25 protein-coding genes are annotated in these 26,682 nt (G+C 63.4%); 14 read left to right on the plus strand and 11 right to left on the minus strand.

Annotation, left to right across the window (positions count from 1 at the left end; all coding sequences use genetic code 11):
* Positions 1-76: 76 nt before the first annotated feature.
* The gene (locus GQB03_RS17410; protein WP_159692096.1) at positions 77-1,291 is read right to left on the minus strand and encodes an MFS transporter; all 1,215 of its coding nucleotides are present in this window, start codon (positions 1,289-1,291) and stop codon (positions 77-79) included.
* A gap of 153 nt (positions 1,292-1,444) precedes the next feature.
* Between GQB03_RS17410 and GQB03_RS17415 the strand changes: the two genes are divergently transcribed.
* Positions 1,445-2,008: a rhodanese-like domain-containing protein gene (locus GQB03_RS17415; protein WP_159692098.1), complete on the plus strand. Its 564-nt coding sequence runs from the start codon at positions 1,445-1,447 to the stop codon at positions 2,006-2,008.
* A 54-nt stretch (positions 2,009-2,062) separates the two neighbouring features.
* On the opposite strand, the gene GQB03_RS17420 is transcribed toward GQB03_RS17415, so the two are convergent.
* Entirely contained in the window at positions 2,063-2,338 is a 276-nt protein-coding gene (locus tag GQB03_RS17420) for a hypothetical protein (protein ID WP_159692100.1), read from the minus strand.
* A 77-nt stretch (positions 2,339-2,415) separates the two neighbouring features.
* Positions 2,416-2,886 carry an SRPBCC family protein gene (locus GQB03_RS17425; RefSeq protein WP_159692102.1) on the minus strand — a complete coding sequence of 157 codons (471 nt, stop codon included), beginning with the start codon at positions 2,884-2,886 and terminating at the stop codon, positions 2,416-2,418.
* 108 nt (positions 2,887-2,994) lie between these two features.
* Here GQB03_RS17425 and GQB03_RS17430 point away from each other — a divergent pair, with 108 nt between their 5' ends.
* From GQB03_RS17430 to GQB03_RS17450, 5 genes are all read left to right on the plus strand, one after another.
* Positions 2,995-3,708, plus strand: coding sequence for a pseudouridine synthase (locus GQB03_RS17430; RefSeq protein ID WP_200832276.1), 714 nt, complete (start codon positions 2,995-2,997; stop codon positions 3,706-3,708).
* A 13-nt stretch (positions 3,709-3,721) separates the two neighbouring features.
* Positions 3,722-4,486 carry a sulfite exporter TauE/SafE family protein gene (locus tag GQB03_RS17435; protein ID WP_159692104.1) on the plus strand — a complete coding sequence of 255 codons (765 nt, stop codon included), beginning with the start codon at positions 3,722-3,724 and terminating at the stop codon, positions 4,484-4,486.
* A 716-nt stretch (positions 4,487-5,202) separates the two neighbouring features.
* Positions 5,203-6,363 carry an elongation factor P maturation arginine rhamnosyltransferase EarP gene (gene earP / locus GQB03_RS17440; protein ID WP_200832277.1) on the plus strand — a complete coding sequence of 387 codons (1,161 nt, stop codon included), beginning with the start codon at positions 5,203-5,205 and terminating at the stop codon, positions 6,361-6,363.
* A 59-nt stretch (positions 6,364-6,422) separates the two neighbouring features.
* Complete coding sequence (gene efp, locus GQB03_RS17445) at positions 6,423-6,980, plus strand: elongation factor P (protein ID WP_159692106.1); 558 nt, start codon at positions 6,423-6,425, stop codon at positions 6,978-6,980.
* Between the two features lie 229 nt (positions 6,981-7,209).
* Positions 7,210-7,614 carry a hypothetical protein gene (locus GQB03_RS17450; protein WP_159692108.1) on the plus strand — a complete coding sequence of 135 codons (405 nt, stop codon included), beginning with the start codon at positions 7,210-7,212 and terminating at the stop codon, positions 7,612-7,614.
* Positions 7,615-7,693: 79 nt separating this feature from the next.
* Here the strand turns inward: GQB03_RS17450 and GQB03_RS17455 are convergent, their stop codons facing one another.
* Positions 7,694-9,310 (minus strand): DUF5666 domain-containing protein, encoded by a 1,617-nt coding sequence (locus tag GQB03_RS17455; RefSeq protein ID WP_159692110.1) that lies wholly within the window; start codon positions 9,308-9,310, stop codon positions 7,694-7,696.
* Positions 9,297-10,196 carry a DUF6502 family protein gene (locus tag GQB03_RS17460; protein ID WP_159692112.1) on the minus strand — a complete coding sequence of 300 codons (900 nt, stop codon included), beginning with the start codon at positions 10,194-10,196 and terminating at the stop codon, positions 9,297-9,299. Before GQB03_RS17460 ends, GQB03_RS17455 begins: the two co-directional genes overlap by 14 nt.
* Before the next feature lie 233 nt (positions 10,197-10,429).
* Between GQB03_RS17460 and GQB03_RS17465 the strand changes: the two genes are divergently transcribed.
* Positions 10,430-12,592, plus strand: a complete 2,163-nt coding sequence (locus tag GQB03_RS17465) for a multiheme c-type cytochrome (protein ID WP_235027117.1) — start codon at positions 10,430-10,432, stop codon at positions 12,590-12,592.
* 103 nt (positions 12,593-12,695) lie between these two features.
* On the opposite strand, the gene GQB03_RS17470 is transcribed toward GQB03_RS17465, so the two are convergent.
* Positions 12,696-12,965: a hypothetical protein gene (locus GQB03_RS17470; RefSeq protein WP_159692114.1), complete on the minus strand. Its 270-nt coding sequence runs from the start codon at positions 12,963-12,965 to the stop codon at positions 12,696-12,698.
* Positions 12,966-13,265: 300 nt separating this feature from the next.
* Here GQB03_RS17470 and uvrA point away from each other — a divergent pair, with 300 nt between their 5' ends.
* The 3 genes from uvrA to GQB03_RS17485 are packed head-to-tail and all read left to right on the plus strand — an operon-like array spanning position 13,266 to position 19,710.
* The gene (uvrA, locus tag GQB03_RS17475) at positions 13,266-18,800 is read left to right on the plus strand and encodes an excinuclease ABC subunit UvrA (protein WP_159692116.1); all 5,535 of its coding nucleotides are present in this window, start codon (positions 13,266-13,268) and stop codon (positions 18,798-18,800) included.
* A complete protein-coding gene (locus GQB03_RS17480; protein WP_159692118.1) occupies positions 18,797-19,486 on the plus strand; it encodes a cytochrome b/b6 domain-containing protein in 690 nt (229 codons plus the stop codon). The genes uvrA and GQB03_RS17480 overlap by 4 nt, the downstream gene beginning before the upstream one ends.
* Before the next feature lie 8 nt (positions 19,487-19,494).
* On the plus strand, positions 19,495-19,710 hold the full coding sequence (locus GQB03_RS17485; protein WP_159692120.1) for a DUF3820 family protein: 216 nt from the start codon (positions 19,495-19,497) through the stop codon (positions 19,708-19,710).
* Positions 19,711-19,799: 89 nt separating this feature from the next.
* Here GQB03_RS17485 and GQB03_RS17490 read toward each other — a convergent pair whose 3' ends face one another.
* The 4 genes from GQB03_RS17490 to GQB03_RS17505 all read right to left on the minus strand — a co-directional run bounded on the left by GQB03_RS17490 (position 19,800) and on the right by GQB03_RS17505 (position 22,437).
* Positions 19,800-20,273, minus strand: a complete 474-nt coding sequence (locus GQB03_RS17490; protein ID WP_159692122.1) for a c-type cytochrome — start codon at positions 20,271-20,273, stop codon at positions 19,800-19,802.
* 214 nt (positions 20,274-20,487) lie between these two features.
* Positions 20,488-21,093 carry a 2-hydroxychromene-2-carboxylate isomerase gene (locus GQB03_RS17495; RefSeq protein ID WP_159692124.1) on the minus strand — a complete coding sequence of 202 codons (606 nt, stop codon included), beginning with the start codon at positions 21,091-21,093 and terminating at the stop codon, positions 20,488-20,490.
* 18 nt (positions 21,094-21,111) lie between these two features.
* Positions 21,112-21,993, minus strand: a complete 882-nt coding sequence (locus GQB03_RS17500) for an alpha/beta fold hydrolase (protein WP_159692126.1) — start codon at positions 21,991-21,993, stop codon at positions 21,112-21,114.
* 93 nt (positions 21,994-22,086) lie between these two features.
* Complete coding sequence (locus GQB03_RS17505) at positions 22,087-22,437, minus strand: DUF2917 domain-containing protein (protein WP_159692128.1); 351 nt, start codon at positions 22,435-22,437, stop codon at positions 22,087-22,089.
* 124 nt (positions 22,438-22,561) lie between these two features.
* Here GQB03_RS17505 and GQB03_RS17510 point away from each other — a divergent pair, with 124 nt between their 5' ends.
* From GQB03_RS17510 to GQB03_RS17525, 4 genes are all read left to right on the plus strand, one after another.
* A complete protein-coding gene (locus GQB03_RS17510; protein ID WP_159692130.1) occupies positions 22,562-23,482 on the plus strand; it encodes a LysR substrate-binding domain-containing protein in 921 nt (306 codons plus the stop codon).
* Positions 23,483-23,617: 135 nt separating this feature from the next.
* Positions 23,618-24,562, plus strand: a complete 945-nt coding sequence (locus GQB03_RS17515; RefSeq protein WP_200832281.1) for a transposase — start codon at positions 23,618-23,620, stop codon at positions 24,560-24,562.
* 169 nt (positions 24,563-24,731) lie between these two features.
* Positions 24,732-25,499 (plus strand): hypothetical protein, encoded by a 768-nt coding sequence (locus GQB03_RS17520; RefSeq protein ID WP_159692132.1) that lies wholly within the window; start codon positions 24,732-24,734, stop codon positions 25,497-25,499.
* 138 nt (positions 25,500-25,637) lie between these two features.
* Positions 25,638-25,847 carry a hypothetical protein gene (locus GQB03_RS17525; protein WP_159692134.1) on the plus strand — a complete coding sequence of 70 codons (210 nt, stop codon included), beginning with the start codon at positions 25,638-25,640 and terminating at the stop codon, positions 25,845-25,847.
* On the opposite strand, the gene GQB03_RS23290 is transcribed toward GQB03_RS17525, so the two are convergent.
* Positions 25,842-26,453, minus strand: a complete 612-nt coding sequence (locus GQB03_RS23290; protein WP_235027118.1) for a cupin domain-containing protein — start codon at positions 26,451-26,453, stop codon at positions 25,842-25,844. The two genes, GQB03_RS17525 and GQB03_RS23290, sit on opposite strands and share 6 nt — an antisense overlap.
* Positions 26,454-26,682: the final 229 nt, after the last annotated feature.

Here is a 26,682-nt window from a genome sequence, read left to right on the forward strand (position 1 = left end):
GCGCCGGGCAAGCGGCCGGCGCACTTTTCGCCGCGATTCTACCATTCCTTCAATGACATGGCAGCCCTCCGGCGACTCACGATTGTGCGCGCCGCGAGGGCAGCACCAGCAGCGCCACGACCACCGTCGCGGCCAGAGCGGCCCCGGTCAGGAACGTCGCTTCCGGACCAAACTCCGCCCATAGGCCACCCGCCAGGGCGCTCGCCAGGAACAGCGCCACCCCCACCACCAGGTTGAACACGCCGAACGCAGTGCCGCGCAGGTTGGCAGGCGCTGCATCGGCCACCAGTCGCGACAGCAGGCCCTGCGTCAGCCCCATGTGCAGACCCCACAAGGCAGCCCCCACGAAAGCCATCGAGGTATCCGATGCCAAGGCCAGCACAACATCGGCCGCCACCAGGACAATGCAGCCGGCCAGCAACAGGCGACGCGGTGCAAGACGATCAGATAGCCAGCCGACCGGGTAGGCACTGAGCGCATAGACCACGTTCATGACGATCAGCACCAGCGGGATCCACTGCAACGCGAGTCCGGTCTGCTGCGCCTTGAGGATCAGGAAGGCCTCGCTGAAACGCGCCAACGTGAATACCGTCCCGAACGCGGCAACCCGCCAGTAAGCGCGGGGCAAGCCACGCCAGCCGCGCAACAGATCGGGACGCGCCTTCCTCGCCGAAACGCCGGCCGACGGGGGCTCCTTGACCCCGACGATCAGGACCGCGACGGCAATGAAGGCTGGCAGCACCGCTACCCACATCACCGACCGCACATCATCGGCAAACCAGCCCATCGCAACGATGGCCAGCGCCGGGCCGAGAAAGGCACCCACCGAATCGAGACTCTGCCGCAGGCCGTAGGCAGCGCCGCGACGCTCGGCAGGCACCAGATCCGCGACCAGTGCATCGCGCGGTGCGCCGCGAATGCCCTTGCCGATGCGATCGACAAAGCGCGCAAGGAACACCCAGGCAATCGATCCGGCCAGCGGAAACACCGGTTTGGTGAGCGCCGCCATGCCATAGCCAAGCACCGCAAGCGGTTTGCGGCGCCCCAGCCAATCGCTGAGGCTGCCCGAGAAGACCTTGGCGATCGCCGCGGTCGCTTCGGCAATACCTTCGAGCAACCCGATGGTGAGCATGCTGGCACCGAGTACGGTCGACAGGAATACCGGCAACAGCGAATGCACGAGCTCGGACGAGATGTCCATGAACATGGAACACAGGCCCAGCGCCCAGATGCCGCGCGGCATGCCCGATCCGCTCGCACGCGTGTGCTCCGGAAGCTCCTTTCCAGTCATCCCAGCGTCCCGATCGATCCGAAATTCAAGCATATCCCTGCCCGCATTCTCGATGGCGACTCGAAGGTCCGCCATGAAAATGACCACTTGCGGATTTACTTATGAATCACTTAGCTTCACCGAACCGACAGAACAACATGGGGGACCGGGAACATGAGGAAGCGCACCTGCATCACGCTGTGTCTTGCACTGGCCGCCGCTGGCGCGATGGCCCAGGAAGAGAAACTGCGCATCATCGACAAGGACATCGAGTTCGTCGCAAGGACGGCCAAGGGGACGATCGTCATCACCCGAACGATGACTCCCTGCGCGAAGAACAAGGGCTGGCTGCAGGAGATGGTGCCCGAGCCGGGCGTCACCCCGGTCGGCGAGATCGAGATTCTCAACGCGATCGCGGACCCCGGGTCACGCGTGGTCGACATGCGCAGCCAGGAAGAGTATCTGGCCCGCACCATCCCCGGTTCGATCGGCATTCCCTACACCGAAGTGTCGACCCGGCTCGATGAACTCGGTTGCCGCAAAATCACCGGGAAATGGGACTGCAGCGCCGCCCTCAAGGTGTATGCCTTCTGCAACGGTCCGGTGTGCCCGCAAAGCCCCACTGCCATTCACGCAATGGTGCGCGACGGCTTTCCGGCAAACCGCATCTACTACTACCGCGGCGGCATGCTCGACTGGGATGCCCTTGGCCTCACGACCGCGAAGGGCGATTTCTGAACCGGAAAGCCACCCCTGCCAACGGCAGCGTACGCTGCCGAAGGCTTGCCGAGATCAATTCGGCCGCACATCCGGTCGGCCGACGATTACCGGTATCTCGGCCCTTTCCTGGCGCATCAGACTGCCGTCACGCGGCGCGACAATGAACATTGCTACCACGCTGTCGTCGTGGAAAAGCGCCGTCAGCGGGTATGCATCCAGCTCCTGGGTTCGCGCCCACAGCCTGGCAAGCTCACCGTCCTCGAAATCGACCGTGATCTTCGAACGCTCCTCCTGCCAGGCGAGCCTGCTGTCGTAAAACCCCACTTTCCAGTGATCGTGACGATCCATGTCCGGACCTCGCTGCGACACCATGCCGACGTGTGTTCGAGTCCTTCCTGCGCAAACCTGTTCCCATGCACAAGCCGCTACTGCAGCCGCGAACTCTCCGCGATCATCCGGATCACCCGCACTGTCTCGATATCCGACTGATGGTAGGCGGATTTGACGTATTCCGAGACCTGCACGCCATGATCTGCCCGACCGTCGGCAAGCGAGGTCCGGTATTCGAAGCGAAGAAACAGGTCTGCGCCCTCGGGCTCCTCGATCGTGATCGTCAGCATCCCGCCCGCGTGCTGCGCGTTGGCTTCGGACTCGAAGCGGATCCACTGCATCGGCGACAGCGTGACCTTGTCGCGGATCACGGTAGTGCCGAAATGCAGGTCGCGTACCAGTCCGGATTCGCTGCGCTCGATGATCCGGCAGCTGTCCAGACCGGGCAGAAAGGGCCGCGGATCCTCCGCGCGGCACAGCAGACCAAACCACAACTCTTCACGCGTCAGGTCGGGCACGAGCGGGTTTTCACGGTCGTTGATTTCCACGAGGTGTTCGAAGTGCATGGCTGCGGACAAGGATATCGGTCGTCTCTAGTGTAGAGCCTGTTGCGCGGCGCTGCCCGGCAAAGCAATCGACGCCATCCCCAGCCGATTCCCGCTACCATTGCGGCCATGCAACTAGAACGACTTATCCACAGCCAGGGATTCGGCAGCCGCAAGGAATGCCGGGAGCTCATTCGTGCAGGTCTGGTCACGGTAAACGGCGAGATCGTCGACAATCCCAGGGAAGACTTTTCCACAGCGAATTTTCGCTTCGCTGTGGATGACGAGGAATGGGAATTCCGCGACAAGGCCTACCTCATGCTGCACAAGCCGCCGGGGTTCGAATGCTCCCACGCGCCACAGTTCCACCCTAGCATCTACACCCTCTTTCCCTACCCGCTTGTCGGCCGCGAGATCCAGTCGATCGGGCGCCTCGACCAGGACACCACCGGCTTGCTGCTGTTCTCCGACGATGGCCAGTTCATCCACGTGTGGAGCTCGGGCAAGAAACAGATCCCGAAGGTCTACGAGGTCACCACCAAGCACCCGATCACCGAATCACTGCTCAAGACCTTGCTCGACGGTGTCGAACTCAACGACGAACCGGGCGTGATCGTGGCCGCGTCAGCCTGTGAGCAAGGTTCCGAGCACCAACTCAGCCTGACCATCACCGAGGGCAAGTACCACCTCGTCAAACGCATGGTCGCAGCGGCCGGCAACCGCGTCGAAGCACTGCACCGCTCTCACGTCGGTGGCCTTCGGCTGCCGGCCGATCTTGCCGAGGGCAAGTGGCGCTGGCTGAGCGACGAGGACCTGGTTCAGCTCAACGCCTGGCAGGCCTGACGGGAGGCCCGCCATGGCCGAGGCGGGAGGTGCGCTCTTCATCGTCACCGCAATCGCTGCGGTGACGATCCTGGGCATCTCCAAATCGGGCTTCGGGGCGGCCTTTGGATCACTCGCGGTGCCCTTGCTGGCACTCGTCACCTCTCCTTCCCATGCTGCCGCCCTGCTGCTGCCCTCTCTGCTGGTCATGGACCTCTTCGGTCTGGTGGTATTCAGACGCAGCTTCGACAGGCAGCTGCTCAGGCTGCTGCTTCCCGCCGCCCTGATCGGCATCGGATTCGGCTTCGCGACTTTCCGTCACGTCAGCCCGGAAGGGCTCAAGCTGATTCTCGGCACGGTTTCCGTGCTGTTCGTGCTGCAACGCTGGCTCGGCCCGGAATCCAGTGTCGATTCGGGAGATCACGACACCCTGCGCGGCCGCTTCTGGGGCGCGCTCTCCGGCTTCACCAGCTTCATTGCCCACGCTGGCGGACCACCGATCTCGATGTATCTCATCCCGAAAAGACTTGATCGGCGCCTCTATGTCGGCACGACCGCGTTGCTCTTCGCGGCAATCAACTTTTCGAAATGGCTTCCGTACAGCCTCCTAGGCCTGTTTTCGCCTTCCACCCTGGGTCAGGGGGCATTGTTCGCCCTGGCGGCGCCCGTGGGGTACTGGATCGGTCTCAGGTGTCTCAATCGTGTGGACGGAGTCTGGTTCTACCGGATCATCAATCTGGCCTTGTTACTGACCGGCATCAAGCTGATGGTCGACGGGCTGAAGCCGTTTCTGTCCTGAAAGCCGTCTCGAAAGTCCCATCTGCTGTTGTGTTTACTATTTTTCTTATTTATATAAAGACTAGTAAACATGCTCGGCCATTATCTGTGGAAAACAACTTTTTATCGTTTAATAACAATGGTTTGATCATGTTCATGAATCTCTGGAAAAGTGGGTATCGAGGCGGTGAATGAATTGTTGATCGATTCGGCGTCGTGTCCCTTTTCACTGCTTTTCCACAATCTGTCCTCTGGATTCCCATCGGGTTTCCCACTGAAGCGTTCCGAGTAGTCTCCGGAAATCCGCAAGTGCCAAACACGGGGACAATGATGATCGCCCGGGTTTCCTCATCCGGGGGACGCCACTGGCGCAGATTCCCTGAACATGTCGATGGTGGAAACGATGCTCCTCAGGCTACTGGTTCGCCGTTTGCTCTGCCCAGTCCGTAAACGCCTTTCCGAACAGTCGTAGCCGGGCAAAGCGGTTGTACACCAGTGTGTTTACTTTTTTTCTTATATAAATAAAAACTAGTAAACATGCTCGGCCGTTTTCTGTGGAAAATCGACTTTTTCCTTTTATTATCATCACCTTGACCGTGTTCATAAGCCTCTTGAGAAGTAGGTTGTGAACGGGTGCATGGATTGTTGATCAAATTTCCGGATTTTCAACTTGTCCCGCTTACCCACAATCCATCCAGTGCTGTCCGGCATGGTTGTCCACCGACAGGGCCGTGCATCATGACTTCTGCTTCCTTGCCGAACAGGGTCTGGGACATCTTCTGCCGGCTTGTGGATAACTTCGGGGATATCGGTGTCTGCTGGCGGCTTGCCAGGCAACTGGCCGGCGAGCACGGAATCTTCGTGCGTCTCTGGGTCGACCATCCGGAAAGCATGGCAGCAATTGCACCGGAATCGGTGATCGGCTTGAATCCCTTTAGGGACGGTACTGTCGAGCTGATTCCGTGGCGTGATGCAGCGCCGATGCCTATCCCGGGCGAGCTTGTGATAGAGGCCTTTGCGTGCGAATTGCCTGCCGGTTTTCTTGCCGGGATGTTGCAAAGCAAAAATCCGCCGCTGTGGATAAATCTGGAATACCTCAGCGCCGAAGACTGGGTCGAGGGCTGCCATCTGCTGCCTTCCCCCCATCCCGCGAGCGGTCTTGCCAAGCATTTCTTCTTTCCCGGTTTCGCCCCGCATACCGGCGGATTGCTTTGCGAACACGGACTCATACAGATGCGCAAGGCTTTCCAGGCTGAGGCCAGCGCGTGCGAGGCCGTGTGGAAGACCCTCGGTGTTGAACCCGTCAGCGATCTGGAGGAAACCCGGATTTCCCTGTTCTGTTACGAGAACGGGGCCGTTCGCAGCCTGCTCGATTCACTGGCGCAAGACGGCAGGTCCTCGAGGCTGCTCGTGCCCGAGGGAAGGATCGTGCCGGCCCTGTCCGATTGGTGTGGCGAGAAGCTGCAGCGAGGCGCCTGCATCCGGCGGGGCAACCTGACGATAAACGTGCTGCCGTTCGTCAGCCAGTCCATGTACGATCGGCTGCTGTGGGCATGTGACATCAATTTCGTGCGGGGCGAGGACTCACTGGTGCGGGCACTGTGGGCAGGTCGCCCGTTCGTGTGGCACGCCTACGTCCAGCAGGACGACCTTCACCTGATCAAGCTGGAAGCCTTGCTGGAGCGCTTTCTCGGCTCGATGCCACTGAAAGCGGCAGCGGCTTTCGGCGGCATGGCCCGCGCATGGAATCGTCAGGAGACGGTTTCGACCTGGCTGCCGGCATTTCGGGCGCAAGCGGTGGCGATCGGTGCCGCGCTGGAGGATTGGCAGGAGCAGATCCGTCTGTCGGGCGACCTCGCCACAAATCTGGTCAGCTTCTGTAAGTCCAAGCTAAAATAGCGGTTTTTCCAAAATCCCGTGCGGCCGTGCCCGCGCGAACAGCCAATCCAGGAAACAGCATGAAAACCGCTCAGGAACTGCGTTCGGGCAACGTCATCATGGTGGGCAGCGACCCGCTGGTGGTTCAGAAGGCAGAGTACAACAAGTCCGGCCGCAACGCCGCGGTCGTGAAGATGAAGCTCAAGAACCTGCTCACCGGCGCCCCGTCGGAATCGGTCTACAAGGCCGATGACAAGTTCGAGGTCGTCCAACTCGAGCGCAAGGAAGTCACCTATTCGTATTTTGCCGATCCGATGTACGTGTTCATGGATGCCGAGTACGAGCAGTTCGAGGTCGAAGCCGAGAACATGACCGACGCCCTCAAGTATCTTGAAGACGGATTGGCTTGTGAAGTCGTGTTCTACAACGGCAAGGCCATCTCGGTCGAACTGCCGAATTCGGTGGTCCGTGAAGTCACCTACACCGAACCGGCCGTCAAGGGCGATACGTCGGGCAAGGTCCTCAAGCCCGCCACCATCGGCACCGGTTTCGAACTGATGGTTCCGGCCTTTGTCGAAATCGGTGACAAGATCGAGATCGATACCCGTACCGACGAGTACCGCAACCGCGTGAAGTGATCGACTGCGCCGCCAGGCCTGGAATCGAAAAAGGGGACCTGCGGGTCCCCTTTTTGATGTATTTGGCTTCGAAAGCGTAAATTTGATGCGGAAACTGCAGTATTTAGGCCACACCGTGGCAAATGCAGATTCCCTGCAAACATCTTTTATGGAATGCTCTCGGCCCTGCCTGCGCGTTCCCGAGTGAGCCGGGCAGATTTCTACCGCAAACTTCGAAGGAGACCGTTTCATGAGCCCGCGCGCGCTGACCCTTTCTGCGATCCTGTTGTTGGCACTGGGTGCCTGCGACACGTCGCAAGAACCCGTCGACAAGGCGGGCAAGGCGGCGTCAGAGGCACTCGAAGCAGCCAAGGAAGCCGGCAAGAAGGCCGGTGAAGCGGTGGACAAGCTCGGCGAAGCCGCCACCGCGCTCGGTGATGCGGCGGCCGAAAAGGCTTCCGAGGCGGCAGACAAGACCGCGGACGCTGCCGAAGAAGCTGGCAAGGCGGCCGAAGAGCCGACCCGCGACGCGATGGATGCCACCAAGGAAGCGGCGGATCGTTTCCTCGACCTTACCCGTGAAGCGGTCGGCAAGGTCAAGCAGGTCGGCAAGGATGCGGTCGACTCGGTAAAGGATGCCGCCGGCAAGGAGTGACCGGTACTGCGGCTTTTCGTTTGCCGGTTTTTAGCGGAGCGAACTCCGCCCTTGAATCACGGTTCCATCGAGCCGTTCGTCAGTCGTCCTCGACGCTGATCTCGGTCGCGAGGTACAAGCCTCCCGACTGCACGAAGTGCACCTCCACCTCGACCCCTTCGGCCAGACCACTTGCATCCTGGCCGTTGATCTCGATGACCAGACCGTTCACCGAGAAGCGCGTACCGCTCACATCGTATGCAAGACCGCGCGTTTCCAGTTTGTCATCGTCACTCGCATCGAGGTTGCGGAACTCGACGCTGTAGGCGAGGAGCCCGGTGGACGTGCTGGTCGCTTCGATTTCCACGTTCGCGCCATTGACTAGCCGGTCGGAAGAGCCGTCCTCGAAGCTTGCGTTGGCTGCCAGGGTCACTGCACGGGTACTGCCGTCGCGCAGCGTGAGCGTGAATGTCCGGCCCGACAATCCACTGACCGTGCCGTTGTGCTCCACGGTAACGCCTTCGGGCACGCCTCGCAGTACGCGCACGGTATCCGCATCAACCTTGTTGGCGACCACGCGTCCCGTCACTTCGACGTAGGTGTCGTCGGCGTTGGATGAAGGTATCGGCCCGTCCGGGAAGCTGGCGAGTGAAGCATCGACCGCGACGCCTCGAACCAGGAAGCGGGCATTGCTCACGTAGGCGCTGATCGTGCCATGCAGCTCGACCGCTTCCGGTTGGCTTCGTGCGCTGGCGAGTCCGCTTGCCACGACTTCGCCACCACGTATCGATCCCGTGACGATCGCATAGTCGCCATCGACCAGGGCGGCGACGTGTGTTGCCAGCGCCGGCAGGCTCGCGTCGACCGGGATGCCCGAGAGCATGAAATGGCCGGCCGAAAGAGACGATACCAGCCCCGAGATCCGTGCGCTGCCGGAAAGACCCTCCAGTGTGCGAACACGGATCACCTCGGCGGCAATCCTGCCCGAACTTTCCGGTGTGGTGCTCCAGACATTGACCAGTGCCCCGTTAGCGAGGGCACTGGCCGAGGGCAGCAGACGGGTCGCGGTGGTGTAGTCGATGGACATGCCGCCGATGCGGAAAGTGCGTGCAAGGGTGTCGAGGGCCTCGACACGTCCGGTGATGCGGCGCACCTGCGTGCTCAAGGGAAGTCGGCGGACGAGCGTGGCCTGGATGAATCCGTGGTTCGCGCCGTCGATTCCATGGATCCCATGGATCTCGAGCATGCTGCCGTCCAGCCCCGGGCCGAAACCGTCCATGCCGCTGTAGTAGGTGACTGGGCCTGCGGCGAGGTTTGTATTGGTGCGTACGGTCATGCCATTCACGACGAAGCGGCCGAGTGCGGCATCGATCGAACCCGCGACACCGATCAGGGCGGCATCGACCTGCACCGTGGCGGGTTTTCCCTGGGCGTCGAGCTCGATCTGCAACTGGTTGCCGAGATCCACCGACATTGCAGTCGTGGCCGCGGATTCGCTTGTTTCGGTCCCGGCGAGATAGGTCCCGGTTGCGCTGTCGTAGCGCACGCCGTCGACGAGCAGGCTGCCGAATCCGGTTACCGAGCCCCAGCTGATGCCGGTACCGCCCGAGCCCACGCCACCGTTCACCGCGAGGGGGCCGCTGCCGCCGCAGCCGGCGAGGATGATCAGTGCAGAGAATGCCGCGAGCCGACGGCGCAGGGTGTCAAGGAGAGTCATGCGGGTCATCCTCGTGAGTGTCGTCCGCACTGGTGCGGTTGATCGCGTCGTCCCAGAAGTACATGCCGAAGCGCACGCGATGCGTGGCTTCCGGGTGTGCGCGGTCGGCGTCGTAGAAGTGCTGGGCCTGCGCGATCATCTCGCGCCGGGCCTGCGCCCAGAGCTTGCGACCCAGTTCGTGCAGTTGCTTCGCCGACTCGATCCGGATGCTTTCGGCAAAGACGCTCTGTTCGAGGCGAGGTGCTTCGCCGAGCAGGTTTGCAACGGCAGCGGCGGCATGATCCGAGACGTTGCCACCGAAAAGCTCGAGCAATTCCAGTGAACCGGGCGGTGGAACGTAGCCGTCCCGGCAGGGGACCACCATGTCGCCGTTCTCATGTGGCTCGATTCGTACCAGGCCGAGTCGTACCAACTCGGCCAGCACGTTGAAAGGACGGACGTCGAGCGTCACCGAACTCGCGAGGCTATCGAACGACGGTGCCGGCCCTAGCCGTGGCAATGCCCTGGGTCTTCGCCTGCGGTCCTGGTAATCGGGATCCTGCATCCATCTTGCGAATACCCGGTTGCTGATCGACAGCTCGCCGGTCGGTCGCTGCGGTATGCCGGATTCGCGCCAGCTTCTGATGTCCTTGCGGTGAACGCCGCTGAGCAGGCTGAGCGCCGAGTCGGTGTCCTTGCGGCCGTGCTGTGCGAGCGCTCGACGTGCTTCGTCGACAAAGACCGGCTTCAGTGCCGCAGCCAGGCGCGTGTAGTCGACACCCGCGGCGAGCAATGCCCGTACCAGCGGCCGCATCGCGCGAAGCACCTCGTTCAGCAAGGCTTCGCCGTCCGGCGGTTGGGGGGGCGAGGTGGAAGAATCCGGCAGGCGACGGGGTGGGCGAACCATGGATCGAAAAGCGGTGGGCGGAAGCGAAGTCTAAGTATAAAAGTTCTCGCCCTGTTGCGTGGGAAAATATTACACGTTACGATTCGATCGCGAATTGCCGGCAGTCGTTTTTTGGTGCCGCTTCGCATACGGCGGATCGACCGATATCGCAGGGTCGTCGGTTTTCCGCCCGGTGCGGCATGGAACCGTTCTGCCGGCGTCTGCCGCAAGACATGGAATACGGGAGGTGCATCATGAACAGAAGAATCATGACGGCCGCCGTTTCACTGGTCCTCGCGGGCTGCGGTGGCGGTGGCGGCGGAGGGGGCGGTGGAACCAGTCTGGTCGGCACGCTTGTCGATGCACCGGTATCGGGGGTCGAATTCGAGTCGGCGAGCGGCACGGGCATTACCGATGCAAACGGCAAATTCACCTACCGCGACGGGGAAACGGTCAGCTTTCGCATCGGCGCCTTGCTGCTCGGTTCGGCCAAGCCGCAGGACCGCAAGGTCAGTCCGCTCGAACTGGTCGGCACACGTGACCTGAACGATGCTCGGGTTGTGCGCATGCTGCGGACCCTGCAGTCGCTCGATTCGGACGGCAATCCAGAGAATGGCATCCAGATCGCCGAAGCGGTCCGTCTGACTCTTGCAGGCCAGGACATGGTCGATCTGTCATCGAGCCGCACCACCGACACGCAGGTGACCGGACTGATCGGCGAATACAAGGTTTCGGAGAACGAAGCCACGGATCATTTCGAACGCCACCGGGAAGACGATTCCGGCAGTGACGACAACTACACGCCGCCACCGACCACGCCGGGCGGAACGACCGGAAGCCATGCGCTCGTCGCATGGAACGATCTCGGCATGCACTGCACCGATGGCAAGGACTTCTCGGTGTTCTCGATCCTGCCGCCGTACAACAATCTGCATGCCCACCTGATCGATCGCACCGCCAACAGCAGCAAACGCGTCAGCAGCGGCGTCACCCTCACCTATGAGGCGGTGGCCGATACCACTGGCTCGATCAACACCGGGAGCGCCGGCAAGACCAACTTCTGGGACTGGGTGATGGCCTTGTTCGGCGCCGATCCGGCACCCGACAGAGGCCTCAACCTCAGCGATCCCTCGGTCAGCAACCCGACGCCTTCGCTCACCCCGGTGCGCATGAGCTACAACAGCACCAACGACTGGTGGGAAGCCGAAGGCATTCCGATCACGCCGTATGACGATGCCGGCCGCAAGAACTTCTACCCGATGGTGAAGGTCGTCGCGAGGGATACGGCGGGCAAGGAGCTGGCATCGACCAGGGTGGTGCTGCCGGTCTCGGACGAAATGAGCTGCCAGAGCTGCCACGCCTCGGGCAGTGGCAATGACGCGCGCCCGGCGGCGGGCTGGATCAACGATCCCGACCCCGAGAAGGATTGGAAGAAGAACATCCTGCGCCTGCACGACGAGAAGTTCCCGGATGCCATCACCACCGCGGCGATGCAGTCCACCTACACCGGAGCGGGTCTGCTCGCCACCGCGAACGCGGGTCAGCCGGTGTTGTGCGCTGCCTGTCATCAGTCCAATGCGCTGGCGACGCCTGCCAAGCCGGGCATCAAGCCGCTCACCGAAGCACTGCATAGCCGGCACGCCACGGCCAAGGATCCAGCCAGCGGCCTTGCCCTCAACGATCTGTCGAACCGGAACTCCTGCTATCTGTGCCACCCCGGGTCGGTCACCAAGTGCTTGCGTGGCGCGATGGGCAATGCGAAGAATCCGGATGGCAGCAACGCCATGGACTGCCAGAGTTGCCATGGCAACATGACACGGGTTGGTGCGCCGGGTCGGCAGGGCTGGCTCGATCAGCCGAATTGCCAGAGCTGTCATGACAAGGACACCGCGACCGGCAGCTTCGTGCGCTATACCTCGGTCTTTGGCAGCACGGGCGCACCGCGGAGCGTGCGCGACCAGCGCTTTGCGACCAACGCGGACGTTCCACTGGCAGGGGTTTCGCTATACCGCTTCAGCAAGGGCCACGGTGATCTGCAATGCGAGTCGTGTCATGGCTCGACCCATGCGATCTATCCGAGCTCCCATGCCAACGACAATGTCCAGAGCATCGACCTGCAGGGGCATACCGGTACCATCGCGGAATGCACCGCCTGCCATGCCAGCGTACCGACTACCACCAGCGGCGGGCCGCACGGCCTGCATACGATCGGGCAGGCATGGGTCGGGCGTCACGGCGATGCGGCAGAATCGCGACTGGCGGACTGCAAGTCCTGCCATGGCAGCGACTATCGAGGAAGTGCCCTGTCGAAGACCAGCATGGCGCGCAGCTTCAAGGCCGAAGACCGGACACGTAGCTACGCTGCCGGAGACAAGGTGGGTTGCTACGACTGCCACAACGGACCGCGTGGCGACTGACCCGAAAACCCGGCGATAGCCGCTTTGTCCGGCATCTGACCGGCGGTCCCGGAAAAACCCCGATCGATCATCGATCGGGGTTTTTTCTCGCCCGAGCGACGGCTCAGAACTGTCGTGGCATCGGGTATTTGCGCTTGAAGGCATCGTAGATCTTGCGCAACTCTTTCTCGCGCGCGAGATCCCGACGTTCGGCTGCGCGGGCCATGAGATCCTGATGCATGAGATGCAGCGCATGGATGCCGCGCAAGTCGGCGATCAACTGATTACCGAGCTCTGCCGCGACGATGGGCGCGAGCTTTTCATGCTCGGCAATGATCTCGATCGTTGCACTATCCAGATCAATGAAATCAAGACAATCGATCAGGCTCAACATGATGGCCCTCCAGCCAGCGGGCGCCGGCGAATGTGCACGTTCTTGGTGCATCCACGCTTCATGTGGACGCATGAAACGGAGCCATCACCCGATTGGCAGGCGGTAAATAAGGCTGACTTCGGGTTTTTTTGTCTTTCCGAACTGTCTCCGTCGATCTTCGAAGCAAACCCCATGCCATTCATATTCATACAATAGCGTTTCGCAAAAGGGCGGCAAGGATAGAGTTGTTTCCTGTGTCGCGGAACCGTCGTGCACAAATACAATCTCTCAGTCTCAGCCCTGCCTCCTTCGACCACCTTCATGCCTTCATCCACGCAGGACCCGCGCAGCATCCGCATCCGCGGCGCACGCCAGAACAATCTCAAGAACCTCTCTCTCGAATTGCCGCTGGGCGAGCTGCTGGTGGTGACCGGCGTCTCGGGTTCGGGCAAGAGTTCGCTGGTCTTCGACACGCTCTACGCGGAAGGACAGCGCCGCTACGTCGAGACCTTTTCGCCCTATGCGCGGCAGTTCCTCGACCGCATGGACAAGCCTGCGGTGGACCGCATCGAGGGCGTCCCGCCGGCGATCGCCATCGACCAGACCAACCCGGTGCGGACCTCGCGCTCGACGGTCGGCACCATGACCGAGCTGACCGACCACTTCAAGCTGCTCTACGCGCGCGCCGCGCACCTGCACTGCCGTGGCTGTGGCAAGCCGGTCAGCCGCGACGACCCCGAATCCATCCACCGCGACCTTGGCCGCCGTGCCGCCGATGCCGGCGATCCGCGCCTGGTGGTGAGCTTTCCGGTGACGGTGCCGGCCAACTATTCCGAGGCCGAGGTCACCGCGCTGCTCGAGCGCCAGGGCTACACCCGCATCCACGCGCGCGACGGCGACGTGCTGCATGTGGTGCAGGACCGCTTCCGGCTCGGCAACGCCGACAAGGGCCGCGTCGTCGAGGCCATCGAATCGGCGCTGCGGGTCGGACAGGGGCGGGTCTCGGTGCGAGCGCTCGGCGACGCGGGCGAGACCGAGTGGCGCTACAGTGCCGACCTGCACTGCGCCGACTGCGACATTCATTACTCCGAAGCCTCGCCGAGCCTCTTCTCCTTCAATTCGCCGGTCGGCGCCTGCGACACCTGCCGCGGTTTCGGCCGCGTCATCGGTGTCGACTTTGGACTCGTCATTCCGGACGAATCGAAGACCCTCGCCGAGGGCGCGGTCAAGCCCTGGCAGACCGAGAGCTACCGCGAGTGCCAACTCGACATGGCCAAGATGGCCGCCAAGTACGGCGTGGCAATGGACGTGCCATTCCGCGACCTGCCCCAAGAACACCGCAACTGGGTGCTGGAAGGCGACCCGGCCTGGAAGAGCTGGGAATCCTCCTGGCCGCGCAAGTGGTACGGGGTGCGCCATTTCTTCGAGTGGCTCGAGACCAAGGCCTACAAGATGCACATCCGGGTGCTGCTGTCGCGCTACCGCAGCTACACCGAGTGCCCGGCCTGCCACGGTGCGCGGCTCAAGCCCGAGGCCTTGTTGTGGCGCCTCGGCGATCTGGCGGTGCATCAGCTCATGGCCCTGCCGGTGGACCGGGTTCGCAGCTTTGTCGACAGCCTGGCGCTGCCGGCCCCGATCGACGAGGCCACCGAGCTGCTGCTCGGCGAGATCGTCTCGCGGCTCAGGTTCCTGGCCGACGTCGGCCTCGGCTACCTGACCCTCGACCGCCAGTCGCGCACCCTCTCGGGCGGCGAGGTGCAGCGCATCAACCTCACCACCGCGCTCGGTACCTCGCTGGTGAACACCCTGTTCGTGCTCGACGAGCCTTCCATCGGCCTGCATCCGCGCGACATCGGGCGCATCCTCGGGGTCATGACACGGCTGCGCGACGCCGGCAACTCGCTGGTGGTGGTGGAGCACGATCCGCAGCTCATGTTCGCCGCCGACCGCCTGCTCGACATCGGCCCCGGCCCGGGCGAGCGTGGCGGGGAGATCGTTGCCTTCGCGCCGCCGGCCGAGGTCGCGGCCATGACCGATTCGCTCACCGGCGCCTACCTGTCGGGGCGCAAGCGTGTCGACACCCGCCGCCAGCCGCGTCCGGTGAGCATCGATACGCCGCGCCTGACCCTGCGCGGCGCCCGCCAGCACAACCTCGCCGGCATCGACGTGGCGATCCCGCTCGGTCGGCTCGTCTGCATCACCGGGGTCTCCGGCTCGGGCAAATCCACGCTGATCCAGGACGTGCTCTATCCGGCCCTGGGCAAGCACTTCGGCAAGCCGGGGGAGGCGCCGGGCGACTTCGACACGCTCGAAGGCGTCGATGCGCTGGCCGATGTGGTGATGGTCGACCAGTCCGCGATCGGCAAGAGCGCGCGCTCTAACCCGGTCAGCTACGTCGGCGCCTGGGACGCGATCCGCAACCTCTTCGCGGCCCTGCCCGAGGCAAAGACCCGCGGTTACACGCCGGGCACCTTCAGCTTCAACTCCGGCAACGGACGCTGCCCGACCTGCACCGGATCGGGTTTCGAACACGTCGAGATGCAGTTCCTGTCCGACGTCTACCTGCGCTGCCCGGACTGCGACGGCAAGCGCTATCGGCCCGAGATCCTCGAGCTGCGCTGGCAGGACCGCGCCATCGACGAAGTGCTGGAGATGACCGTCTCCGAAGCGCTGCAGTTCTTCGCCAACGAGCCCAGGGTAGCTGCCGTGCTGGCGCCGCTGGCCGACGTTGGCCTCGAATACCTGCGTCTCGGCCAGCCGGTGCCGACGCTCTCGGGCGGCGAAGCGCAGCGCCTCAAGCTGGCCGGCTACCTGGCCCTGGCGGCGCAGTCGGCGAGCAAGCGCAAATCCAAGACCGGCGCTGGCGGGCGCATGCTGTTCCTCTTCGACGAGCCCACCACCGGCCTGCACTTCGAAGACGTGTCACGACTGCTCGGAGCCTTCGAGAAGCTCCTTGGCGCCGACAACTCCCTGGTGGTGATCGAGCACAACCTCGACGTGATCGCCGCTGCCGACTGGCTCATCGACCTCGGCCCGGAAGGCGGCGAAGGCGGCGGCCGGGTGATCGCCGAGGGAACGCCCGGGGAGATCATGCACGTGGCCGGCTCGCACACCGGCGCAGCGCTCGCCGAATACACCGCGCAGCTGGCCGACATGGGCCGCAGCGCGGCCGGCGCGCTGGCAGTGGCCGAACCGCGTGCGCGCTACCTGCCGGCACCGGCAATCGAGATCCGCCACGCCCGCGAGCACAACCTCAAGAACGTCAGCCTCAAGATCCCGCGCGATGCCTTCACCGTGGTCACCGGTCTGTCGGGTTCCGGCAAGTCCACGCTGGCCTTCGACATCGTCTTCGGCGAAGGGCAGCGCCGCTATCTCGAATCGCTCAACGCCTACGCGCGCCAGTTCGTGCAGCCGGCCAGCCGGCCCGATGTGGACGCCATCTTCGGCATTCCGCCCACCGTCGCCATCGAGCAGCGCACCAGCCGCGGCGGCCGCAAGAGTACCGTGGCGACGCTCACCGAGATCCAGCCCTTCCTGCGGCTGATGTATGTGAAGCTCGGCACCCAGTTCTGCCCAAAGTGTGAGGTGGCGGTGAAGCCGCAGAGCTTCGAGGCCATCGCGGCGCAGATCATGAGCGATTTCCGCGGTCGTTCGGTGGAGCTGCTGGCGCCGCTCATCGTCAGCCGCAAGGGTCTTTACACCGACCTCGCCAAGTGGGCGCGGGCCAAGGGATTCGAGCAGCTCCGGGTGGATGGCGACTACCTGCCGACGCGCAAGTGGCCGCGCCTCGATCGCTACAAGGAACACAACATCGAGTTGCCGGTGGGCATGGTGGTGGTGGAACCGAAGAACGAGGCGCTGCTGCGCGAGCAGCTGCAGCTTGCGCTCGAGCATGGCAAGGGGGTCATCAAGCTGCTGGTGCTCGGCGAGCTCGACGCGCGGCCGGTGACCTTCTCGACGCTGCGGGCCTGCCCGTCCTGCGGCGACAGCTTCCCCGAGCCCGATCCGCGGTTGTTCTCCTACAACGCAAAGCACGGCTGGTGCCCGAGCTGCTACGGCACCGGCCTGCGTACCGTCGGCAAGGTCGATGACCCGGACGCGCTCGATCTCGGCGAAGCCGAGCTGCAGAGCGAGGAGCCCTGCCCGGCCTGTGCCGGTGCGCGGCTCAATCCGGTGGCGCGGGCGGTACGCTTTCGCGAGCTGGGCATCCACCAGTTGGCGGCAAGGCCGGTGGACCGCGTCGCCGAGTTCTTCGGCGAGCTCGTGCTGGCGCCGCGCGAGGCCGACATCGCCCGCGACCTGGTCAGCGAGATCCGCGGCCGGCTCGACTTCCTGCACCAGGTGGGCCTCGGCTACCTCGCGCTGGACCGCGCCGCGCCCACCCTGTCGGGCGGCGAGGCGCAGCGCATTCGGCTCGCCGCACAGCTCGGTTCCAACCTGCGCGGCGTGTGCTACATCCTCGACGAGCCGACCATCGGCCTGCATCCGCGCGACAACCGGCTGCTGCTCGACACCCTCGAAGCGCTCAAGGCGCGCGGCAACACCCTGCTGGTGGTGGAGCACGACGAGGACACCATCCGCCGCGCTGACCATGTCATCGACCTCGGCCCCGGCGCCGGGGTGCGCGGCGGTCAGGTGGTGGCCGAAGGCAGGCTCGCCGATCTCATGGCGGCGCCCGACTCCGCCACCGGGCGCTGTTTCCGCGAGCCGCTGATGCATCCGGTGAAGCCGCGTCGCGGGGTGGCTGACGACCATCCCTCGCTGGTGCTGCGCGGCGCCAGCCTGCACAACCTGCGCAAAGTCGATGCGCGGGTGCCGCTGGCACGGCTCACCGTGGTCACCGGGGTGTCGGGCTCGGGCAAGTCAACGCTCGCCCGTGATGTGTTGCTGAGCGGCATGCGTCAGCTGCTTGCCGCGGACGCCGCCAAAACCGCCGACGCGCCGGCGCTCGCCGGCTGCAGCGCGATCGACGGCTGGCAGCAGGTCGGCCGCGTGCTGGAGGTGGATCAGACGCCCATCGGCAAGACACCGCGCTCCTGCCCGGCCACCTACATCGGCTTCTGGGACGCGATCCGCAAGCTCTTCGCCGACACCAACGAGGCGCGCCTGCGTGGCTGGAAGGCCAACCGCTTCTCCTTCAACACCGGTGCCGGCCGCTGCCCCACCTGCGAGGGCCAGGGCCAGGTCACCATCGAGATGAACTTCCTGCCCGACGTGAAGGTACGCTGCGAGACCTGCGACGGCGCCCGCTTCAACCCCGAGACCCTGGCGGTGCGCTGGCGCGAGCGCACGATTGCCGAGGTGCTGGCGATGCCGGTCGAGGAAGCGGTGAGCTTCTTTGCCGCACACCCCGCCATTGCGCATCCGCTGCGCCTGCTCGAAGAAGTCGGGCTCGGCTACCTCACCCTCGGCCAGCCCAGCCCGACCCTCTCCGGCGGCGAGGCGCAGCGCATCAAGCTGGTCACCGAACTGGCCAAGGTACGGGGTGACGGTGGCATACTGCGGCCGGAGAAGCACACTCTCTACGTCCTCGACGAGCCCACCGTCGGCCTGCACATGGCGGATGTCGAGAAGCTCATCCAGGTGCTCCACCGGCTCGCCGATGCGGGCCACACGGTGCTGGTCATCGAGCATGACCTCGACGTCATGGCCGAGGCCGACTGGCTGATCGATCTCGGCCCCGAGGGGGGCGACGAGGGCGGCCGCATCGTCGTCGCCGGACCGGTCGAGCAGGTCTGTGCAACCAAGGCTTCGCATACCGGGCGCATCCTCGCGGAATTCATACGCGCCCGAAGTGTTAAACCAAAAGAGCCCGCCAGGGCCGCATCCCGGAAACGCAAGGAGAAACACGCATGAGCATCAAGAAGATCCGCCTGTGGGATCTGCCGACCCGCATTTTCCACTGGTCCTTGTTCCTGCTGGTGATGGCAGCGATCGTCACGGTCAAGATCGGTGGCAACGCAATGGTCTGGCATGGCCGTATCGGCGTCGCCATCGTCGGCCTGCTGGCCTTCAGGATCGTGTGGGGACTGGTCGGTTCGACCTATGCGCGTTTCGCCAATTTCGTGCGCGGCCCGGGCGCCATCCGCGCCTATCTGCAAGGCCGCTGGAAAGGGGTCGGCCACAATCCGCTCGGCGCGCTGTCGGTGCTCGCGCTGCTCGGGCTGCTGGTCTTCCAGGTGTCGACAGGTCTGTTCGCCAATGACGACATCTCCTTCAACGGACCGCTCTACCCGCTTGTCGGCAAGGACACCAGCGACTGGCTGAGCGGCCTGCACAACCAGGCGGAATGGTTCATCTACGGGCTGATCAGCCTGCACGTCGCGGCCATCGTCTATTACGTGCGGGTCAAGAAGGACAACATCGTCAAACCCATGATCACCGGCGAAAAGCAGGTGCGCGAGCACAGCGTCGAATCGGCCCGCGGCGGCGGCATCATTGCCCTGGTGGTGGCACTGGCGATTGCCGGTGGCGCGGCCTGGGCGGCGTCGGGCGGCATTGTCCCACCCCCGCCACCGCCGGTCGAAACGCCCGCTTGGTGATCGCGGCGATGAATCCGCAGGATCTCGAACGCCTGCTCTCGCTGGAGATGCCCTACGGCAAGTTCAAGGGCCGCGTGATCGCGGATCTGCCGGGCCATTACCTGGGCTGGTTCGCGCGCGAGGGCTTTCCGCGCGGCGAACTCGGTCGCCTGCTGGAGCTCATGTACGAGCTCGATCACAACGACTTGCGGGCCCTGCTCGAGCCGCTGCGCAGGCACGGTTGACCCGGCGGCCGGACTCCGCATAACGACAACGGCCACCCGAGGGTGGCCGTTCTGCATGTCGCGCTTCTCGCGCGGGCGGGTGTGACCGCTTATTCTTCTTCGCGGTACTTGTCGTGGCAGGACTTGCAGGCCTTGCCGAGTTCGCCGAACTGGGCCTTGATGGCGGCCTGATCGCCGGTGGCGGCGACCTTCTGCAGCTCGTTGGCCTGCATCACGAAGTTCTTGGCGATCTTGCCCACCTCGGCCTGCTCCTTGAAGAACGCGGGCTTGAGGCGGGTTTCATGCCAGCCGATGCCCTTGTCGGTGCCCGGGGCGTAGAGCGCGCCCATGCCGGAATTGGCCGTGGCGGCGATCAGGTTGGCCGCGGCCTGGACCTGATCCTTGTTGAAGGGTGTGCTGCCGTCGACCACCTGGGCCTTGATCTTGCCCATGTTCCAGGCCATGAAGGTGTAGCCGGACTGGCGGATCTTGATCATGTCTTCGGGCTTCATCTGGGCGGACGCGCCGGCGGCGATGGTGAGGGCTGCGACGCCGATCAGGCTGCGGACGAAGGGAAATTGCATCGGTGTTCTCCGGTTGTTTTACGGTGGGGGTTAGGGTGGAAGGCTGCCATTGCACACGTGCGGCCCGCCGGGTAAACGTCCGGCATTGCGGGTTTATTCCCGGCGCATGCCAGCCCGGTGTGACCGCGTGGACCACCCGGCGTTCCCGATGGTATATCAGGGTTTTCTTTATTTCGAGCCCGGGCATCCGTCCGCACGCGTCCCGACAGGCTGCTCAGCCATGTTCGAGCGCCCATTCCAGCGCCATCTCGAGGCGATCGTTGCCCCAGAACAGCTCTTTGTCCACCACAAAGGTCGGTGCGCCGAACACCCCCAGCTCACCCGCCTCTTCGGTCTGGCGGCGCAGCGCGGTCTTGTTTTCGTCGCTTGCGGCGCGCGCCAGCAGATCGTCGGCGGGCAGCCCCAGGTCCGAGAGAATCGCACCGATCACCGCCGGGTGAGAGATCTCGCGATCCTCGGCGAAGTTCGCGCACATCACCGCCTTGGCAAAGTCGGCGATCCACGGCTCGTCCTGGCCCAGCAGTGCTACCCGCGCAGCCAGCAGGCCGTTGCGCGGAAACACCGAGGGCTTGCACAGCGCCAGTCCATAGCGTGCGCACAGGCGCTCGAGGTCGCGCCACATGTAGCGCCCCTTGGGTGGGTAGATGTTGAAGGGCGAATCGTTCCAGCCCAGGCTCAGGAACACCGGCCCGAGCAGGAAGGGGCGCCAGCGCACCTTCACCCCGGCCGCGGCGGCGAGCTTTTCGATGCGCATCACCGAGAGATAGGAATAGGAACTGGCGAACTCGAACCAGAAGTCGATCGCGGGCTGCGTACTCATTGAGGGATCCTCTGCGGTTCAGGCGTTTGAAAGGAAAGGAAGGAGCTGCCGCAACACCTCGTCGGGCGACTCTTCGGGCAGAAAATGGCCGCCCGGCACCGGCGCGCCGCGAACATCGTCGGCATACTCGCCCCACACCGTCAGTACATCGTAACTGCGACTGACGAAACCGCGCTCGCCCCACAGCACCAGCAGCGGGCAGGCAATGCGCCGCCGGCCGAAATCGGCGCGGTCGTGTTCGAGGTCGATGCTGGCCGCCGCGCGGTAGTCCTCGCAACTGGCGTGCACGCCCTCGAGGCTCGAAAAGCAGCGCACGTATTCCGCCACCGCAGCCTCGTCGAAATGCGCCCCGGGCGCGGACCAGCGGCGCAGCTTCTCGCGCAGGAACCAGCCGGGGTCGGCACCGATCATGTGCTCGGGCAGGCCGTCGGGCTGGATCAGGAAGAACCAGTGGTAGTAGCCGGTGGCGAAGGCCTGGTCGGTGTGGTCGAACATGTGCAGTGTCGGCGCGATGTCCATCACGCAGGCGCGCTCGATGCGCGCCGGATGATCGAGTGCCAGGCGGTGGGCGACCCGTGCGCCGCGGTCGTGGCCGACCACCGCGAAGCGCTCGAAGCCCAGCGCGGTCATCACCTCGGCCAGGTCGCGGGCCATTTCGCGCTTGCTGTAGTTGCCGTGGTCAGGCTCGCCCGGCGGTTTGCTGCTGTCGCCGTAGCCGCGAAGATCGGGGCAGATCACGGTGAAATGCCGTGCCAGCTCCGGTGCCAGCCGATGCCACATCGCATGGGTCTGCGGATAGCCGTGGATGAGCAGCAACGGCGGTCCGTCACCGCCGGTCAGCAGATTGATCTCGGCGCCGCCGACGGGGATGCGCTGCTGCGTGAAAGCTTCTCCGAACATGGTCCATGTCCCTCGAGGTTAGCCTTGTCTGACAGTAGCGCAGCCGCCGGGCGGCGTCGACCATCGCAATGTCGGGGTGCCGCCGCGATTCTCTCATCCTTGCCCGAAGCGGCCGCGTACCATGCTGCGCTGCGCGGCCCCGCTCCAGCGCGGGTCCAAGAGCCCGGCGAGGCGTCGCCACAGGCTGTGGTGCGGCGTCCGCGCCGTGGCATCCCTGCGGATGACCAGTACCTCGGCGTGCCTGACCGCGCTCAGCACCGCGCTGCCGGGTCGATCGAGCAACAGGTGCTCTCCGGGGCGGATCACGAAATCGCGCGAATCGCCGTGCTGGGTAATCCAGACTTCACCGCTCAGGCCACTCACCTCGAGGCCCGCGGCATTTTCGAGAATCAGGCTGCGACGGCCCTCGATCTGTCGTCTATCGCATGAGATGCTTGCATTCATCGTCCGGCCCTCCTAAGGTCGCGAATCAGGCAGAAGAGGATTTTCGTCTGCCGTTCCTGAAGTATTGGCAGTCGACCGGTTCCGTACAAACGGTGAATCGGCATCATTTTCATGAGAAAAACGCATGGATGAACCGCTGCTCAGACTCCCCCCGCTCGATCCCCTCCGGGGTTTCGTGGTGGCCGCTCGGCACCTCTCCTTCACCCGCGCGGCCGAAGACCTGTGCCTTACCCAGTCGGCCATCAGCCGCCAGGTCCAGACCCTCGAGAGTGCGCTCGGCCTGCGTCTCTTCGAACGTGGCACCCGCCAGCTCTCCCTTACCCCCGCCGGCGCACAGCTGCTGCGCGCGGCCGAAGGTTGGCTCATGGATTACGCCGAACTTGCAGAGCGGCTGCAGCACGGCCAGCAGCGGCGGCCGGTGACCGTCACGGCCAGCATCGGCATCGCCACCCTGTGGCTGGTGCCGCGACTGGCACAGTTCCAGCGTCTGCATCCCGACATCGACGTGCGTCTCGCTGCCGGCAATCGCCTGCTCGACCTTCGCCGCGATGGCATCGACGTGGCGATCCGTTATTGCGCCGATAAGGACGCGCCGCCCGGCGCCGAGCGCCTGTTCGGCGAATCGGTGGTGCCGGTGGCGAGTCCCGTGCTGGGTCTCGTGCAACTTGACGGCGATGCCTTGTCCCGGGTCGCACTGCTGGAGTTCGACGACCCGCGCTACCCCTGGCTGCGCTGGGACGACTGGCTGGCCGCTGCCGGGCTCGAAGGCATGAGCCCGCGCGCCCGGCTCACCTATTCACACTACGATCAGCTGATCCACGCCGCGGTGGCGGGTCAGGGTGTGGCGATCGGCCGTACCCAGCTGGTGGACCGACTGATTTCCGCAGGCCAGTTGGTGCCGCTCGGCAATAGTCGACGCGATGTCGCGGGGCGCGGTTTCTGGCTCATCAACGCCTTGGCCGAGCCGCCGGAGAACGTGCGCCGCTTCGGCGAATGGGTGCGCAGCGAGGGCGCACTGTCGCTTGCCGAATCGGCGCGCGAATGAACCTGTCACGGCACGTAGGTTCTCGCCATATCATTCTTTCGAGCGATTGGTTCAGTAGCGCGTCGTAGAGAAAAACGATCGCGTTGAGCGCCTGCGATTGAGTCGAGGCCGAGGCACGCCTTTGACCGCCGCAGAATGCGGGCCGATTTCGAGCGCGAAGCGGCAAAGATGGAAACCGCGGTACAGCGGATGATGGATCGGCATGCACAGGCAGATGCCAGGCCATCTTCCGACCCTGAGACCGAGCGCGCCGTCCGCACTCGCGAACGGCTTACCCATGAGGCTGCAAGGATCCGCGCTTGGCTTGCCGAGCATTCGGAGGATCGCAAGGGCGCCAAAGGTGCGATCAGGCTCTCTAACCGCACGGACAACGAGTCAGCCAAGATGGCCACCGGCAAGGGCGTGATCCAAGGCTACACCGGCGTTGCCACGGTCGATGCAAAAGCTCAGGTCGTGCTCGACGCCCAGGCCCACGGCACCGGCAGCGAACAGGAACTGTTCCTCGGCGCAGTCGAAGGCGCCGAGCCCTACCGAAGCGACGGGACGGCCATCTGTGCGGACGCCGGCTATCACTCGGAAGCAAACCTCAAGGCCCTTTCCGAGCGCGGCATCGACGCATGGATCTGCGACAACCAGTACCGTTCGCGCGATCCACGCTACGCCGGGCAGGAAGCACACAAGGTCAAGCCCGATCCGCTGTGGGACAAGTCGAAGAAAAAGAGCAAGACCCAATGCTTCCGCCCACAGGATTTCAGGCTCGCGGACGACCATAGCCACTGCATCTGCCTGGCCGGCAAGCGGCTGTATTCCAATGGATCGGACTGGACGATCGGCGGACGCAAGGCCATCAAGTTCTGCGGAGCTGTGCGCGACTGTTTGCCGTGTGCGTTACGTGGCCAGTGTCTGAGGAAACCCGACACCACCAAGACGCGCCAGGTTGCCTTCTTTATGGCCAAGCGGCACAACAAGCGGCTGACCCGCTTTAGCTTACGCGGAAAGAGGAAGGTCGACGGGCAGTGGAAGCTCTACTGCATTGTGCACAACATCAAAAAGCTGGCGCATCACGGGTATGCGGGATAGATTGGCGGAAACCGGACGGGATGGCCCGGTAAAGCTATGAGACGGGATCTGGTAATGCGAAAACGGAGACACTGAAAGATGAGGTGTCTGATTCAGCCGGCGAGGGCCGGACGTCCCGATTCGGCCCGGAAACGGGTTTTTCTACAGCGTCGTTAGCGAACAGGTCCGTATGCCAAGCTTTGTGTGGGATCGACAGCCAGCCGAAGCATTCTCCGAACCATATGAGTACGGAGGGCAGGAACAGTTTGCGCGCGAAGCCAATGCCGTACTCAGTGAGCTAAAGGCGCACTACGCACTATTGGATCGGGCCTTTGCTGGCGACGAGAGGACAGCTGAAAAGGCAGTGTGGATGCTGCAAGTTGACGCGCTAGGCGCTTTGACGGACGCATTGGCCCTTACCAACGATAAGCGGCATCGTTTGGTCTCGCGGCTTTTTCGGGATGTCGTTGAAACAATGGATGCGTCGTTCTACTTCTTCCACGGCAGAGAGAAGGCACAGGCTAATCTCGCCAAGTGGTACGAGAACGAGGTCATACCCCACCGGGTTTTTCGAGAATTCATTAAGCCCCATCACGGGGATAAACAGTTTGAGCGCCTGCGGTCCGCCTACAATGACTTCAGCAAGTACACCCATCGAACCTATCGAGCATTGCTCATGAGCTACATCCTTGCTTCGGAGGATAAGCTCGCTTACGACGGCTTCCGTCGCTTAGACCCAGATTACGTGCTCCCACACGTTGTCTCATTTTCGTATGCAGTGATTGCCATGCTGATAAAGCGATTTGTCGAGTTCGCAACTGCGACCGAACAGATCTCCGAGGAGCAGGCACAGGTACTCTGGGCGAAATGCCTTGAATCGGAATCTGTTCCCCGTCGCTTTGGATCGGGGCCTGGTCAGCGAATGCGGGGACCACTCATTGAACTCAATGTTCGCTAACCCTGCGTTCGAGGCAACCTGCGTGAAAAGCCGCGTAGGCACCTTAACTCCACGTTGAGGCTGTAGAAAAACCCTCCCTTCCCGCCGAGCACATCAATCCCCCCGGTATAATTCGGCATCTCCCGCCGGAGCCTCCCGATGCCGCGCTTCAAGACCCCTGATTATGGTTTGAAGATGATCCCGGTGGATTTCGAGCGGCAGGTCTTGCCCGGTTCCTTCGAGTTCGCGCTGTGTCATCTGGTTGATCGGGAACTGGATCTGTCGGGCCTTCGGGCCCGCTTTCGCAATGACACATCAGGGGCGCCCGCATTCGAACTGGCACTCTTCGCGCCGCCGCTATGGCTATGAGTTGACGGCTGATACTTCCTCGGTCTTGAAGTCTGCGGGCAGCACAACCTCAAGCAACTCGACATCATCGCTGTGGCCAAGTTCTCGATGGCGGATTCCAGGTGGTTGGTGGACACAGGAGCCAGCTTCCAGCCGAACGACGCCCTGTCCTTCGTATTCAAATTCAATCCAGCCCTTCAGCACATAGACCAACTGGAACTCAGTCTGGTGGAGGTGCGGCTGACTTGAGAACTCCGTGCCACCTGCGGCACGAATGACGTGCGCCACTACTCGACCTTGCGTCGCTTCCTTGATCCCCAGGTCGCGGTACTCGAAGAAGGATCGAAGCCCGCGCTCGAATTTGGCGTCTCTGGCGTGAGTTGCAACGAAGCCTTGGGTAGTCATTCGCGTCTCCTTCGGCGAGGTGTCCATGGTGGGGGCTGGCTGTGCGGCCCCAGCGTCTGAATTCACCGGCCTGCGCGGCTTCTCGCGCAGGCCGGTGAAGTGATCGGTTGTGCATCGCGTCACGGCATTGAGCATGAACTGGCAATGGCTGCAAACCCGGTTGGAATGCCCTTCCGGGGGACTGTCTTTGAGAGCGATCTCCGTCCTGGTGGTGGCTTCCATGCCCGTTGCAGCCACTTCAATCCAGTGGCCTTGGCCTCTGAACGAAACTCCACCTTGGCAATGTAGTTTATGCCTGGCTCCACGGTTAGAGGAAGTTCAGCGTTGTCAATGCCGATCTAAAACTGACACGCTTTTGCCCATATTGCCGATTTAAAACTGATACACCCCCAAGTCATAGTCATGCGCTTTGCTCGCCCTGGAGAGAGGGCCGAAGGCCCGAACGTAGGGG

The organism is Cognatazoarcus halotolerans (assembly GCF_009800965.1).
In the GTDB taxonomy this organism is placed as follows: Bacteria; Pseudomonadota; Gammaproteobacteria; order Burkholderiales; family Rhodocyclaceae; genus Cognatazoarcus; species Cognatazoarcus halotolerans.

Bases quoted from the DNA above. Each gene is read 5' to 3' on its own strand.
- GQB03_RS17410 (WP_159692096.1), bottom strand. From the start codon at position 1,291: ATGACTGGAAAGGAGCTTCCGGAGCACACGCGTGCGAGCGGATCGGGC.
- GQB03_RS17465 (WP_235027117.1), top strand. From the start codon at position 10,430: ATGAACAGAAGAATCATGACGGCCGCCGTTTCACTGGTCCTCGCGGGC.
- GQB03_RS17460 (WP_159692112.1), bottom strand. From the start codon at position 10,196: ATGGTTCGCCCACCCCGTCGCCTGCCGGATTCTTCCACCTCGCCCCCC.
- uvrA (WP_159692116.1), top strand. From the start codon at position 13,266: ATGCCTTCATCCACGCAGGACCCGCGCAGCATCCGCATCCGCGGCGCA.
- GQB03_RS17450 (WP_159692108.1), top strand. From the start codon at position 7,210: ATGAGCCCGCGCGCGCTGACCCTTTCTGCGATCCTGTTGTTGGCACTG.
- GQB03_RS17430 (WP_200832276.1), top strand. From the start codon at position 2,995: ATGCAACTAGAACGACTTATCCACAGCCAGGGATTCGGCAGCCGCAAG.
- GQB03_RS17415 (WP_159692098.1), top strand. From the start codon at position 1,445: ATGAGGAAGCGCACCTGCATCACGCTGTGTCTTGCACTGGCCGCCGCT.
- GQB03_RS17455 (WP_159692110.1), bottom strand. From the start codon at position 9,310: ATGACTCTCCTTGACACCCTGCGCCGTCGGCTCGCGGCATTCTCTGCA.
- GQB03_RS17500 (WP_159692126.1), bottom strand. From the start codon at position 21,993: ATGTTCGGAGAAGCTTTCACGCAGCAGCGCATCCCCGTCGGCGGCGCC.
- efp (WP_159692106.1), top strand. From the start codon at position 6,423: ATGAAAACCGCTCAGGAACTGCGTTCGGGCAACGTCATCATGGTGGGC.
- GQB03_RS17520 (WP_159692132.1), top strand. From the start codon at position 24,732: ATGCCAAGCTTTGTGTGGGATCGACAGCCAGCCGAAGCATTCTCCGAA.
- GQB03_RS17435 (WP_159692104.1), top strand. From the start codon at position 3,722: ATGGCCGAGGCGGGAGGTGCGCTCTTCATCGTCACCGCAATCGCTGCG.
- GQB03_RS17480 (WP_159692118.1), top strand. From the start codon at position 18,797: ATGAGCATCAAGAAGATCCGCCTGTGGGATCTGCCGACCCGCATTTTC.
- GQB03_RS17515 (WP_200832281.1), top strand. From the start codon at position 23,618: ATGCGGGCCGATTTCGAGCGCGAAGCGGCAAAGATGGAAACCGCGGTA.
- GQB03_RS17490 (WP_159692122.1), bottom strand. From the start codon at position 20,273: ATGCAATTTCCCTTCGTCCGCAGCCTGATCGGCGTCGCAGCCCTCACC.
- GQB03_RS23290 (WP_235027118.1), bottom strand. From the start codon at position 26,453: ATGGAAGCCACCACCAGGACGGAGATCGCTCTCAAAGACAGTCCCCCG.
- GQB03_RS17425 (WP_159692102.1), bottom strand. From the start codon at position 2,886: ATGCACTTCGAACACCTCGTGGAAATCAACGACCGTGAAAACCCGCTC.
- GQB03_RS17420 (WP_159692100.1), bottom strand. From the start codon at position 2,338: ATGGATCGTCACGATCACTGGAAAGTGGGGTTTTACGACAGCAGGCTC.
- GQB03_RS17495 (WP_159692124.1), bottom strand. From the start codon at position 21,093: ATGAGTACGCAGCCCGCGATCGACTTCTGGTTCGAGTTCGCCAGTTCC.
- GQB03_RS17470 (WP_159692114.1), bottom strand. From the start codon at position 12,965: ATGTTGAGCCTGATCGATTGTCTTGATTTCATTGATCTGGATAGTGCA.
- GQB03_RS17525 (WP_159692134.1), top strand. From the start codon at position 25,638: ATGCCGCGCTTCAAGACCCCTGATTATGGTTTGAAGATGATCCCGGTG.
- GQB03_RS17505 (WP_159692128.1), bottom strand. From the start codon at position 22,437: ATGAATGCAAGCATCTCATGCGATAGACGACAGATCGAGGGCCGTCGC.
- GQB03_RS17485 (WP_159692120.1), top strand. From the start codon at position 19,495: ATGAATCCGCAGGATCTCGAACGCCTGCTCTCGCTGGAGATGCCCTAC.
- GQB03_RS17510 (WP_159692130.1), top strand. From the start codon at position 22,562: ATGGATGAACCGCTGCTCAGACTCCCCCCGCTCGATCCCCTCCGGGGT.
- earP (WP_200832277.1), top strand. From the start codon at position 5,203: ATGACTTCTGCTTCCTTGCCGAACAGGGTCTGGGACATCTTCTGCCGG.